Annotated in this window: 1 protein-coding gene; it reads left to right on the top strand. The window is 45.5% G+C overall.

The features are described 5' to 3' along the window. The coding region (locus HMPREF1246_RS05365) for an ISL3 family transposase (RefSeq protein WP_021736922.1) at positions 1–549 on the top strand (549 nt) is incomplete at both ends.

Here is a 549-nt window from a genome sequence, read left to right as displayed (position 1 = left end):
ACCAGCCAGGTCATTCGTGTCTTTAATGAAGTCCATATTCCTCGTCCCAGTCACCTTCCCCGCGTGCTTTCCATCGATGAATTTAAAGGAAATGCTGCCGGTCAGAAGTACCAAGTCATCATCACTGACTCTGAAAACAAGCGTATAATGGACATTCTTCCGGCACGAACCACACCGGTTCTGCTCCAGTATTTCTATCAATTTCCAATGAGTGAACGACGAAAAGTAGAATTTGTCACAATGGACATGTCTATGCAGTTCCGTTCAGTCATAAAAACGATCTTCCCCAAGGCGCGCATCGTGGCAGACCGTTTTCATATGATCCGCTTAGTCCAATGGGCCATGGAGCGCGTTCGCAAAGCAGAGCAAAAGCGCCTTTGTCACCATAGCCGAATGTTTAAGTCCAACAAGACAATCTTAACGAAACCATATGAGAAATTAACCGAAGAAGAGCTTATAAAGCTGGAGGGAATCCTTCGCTGTTCTCCTCGTCTAAGATGTGCTTACGCGCTAAAATACGCATTTTCCAAGGTGCTTCGATTCAAGGAT

Source organism: Acidaminococcus sp. BV3L6, assembly GCF_000468835.1.
GTDB lineage: Bacteria > Bacillota > Negativicutes > Acidaminococcales > Acidaminococcaceae > Acidaminococcus > Acidaminococcus intestini.
Note: the sequence above shows the minus strand (reverse complement) of the source record. Positions and strands in the feature narration are given on the sequence as shown.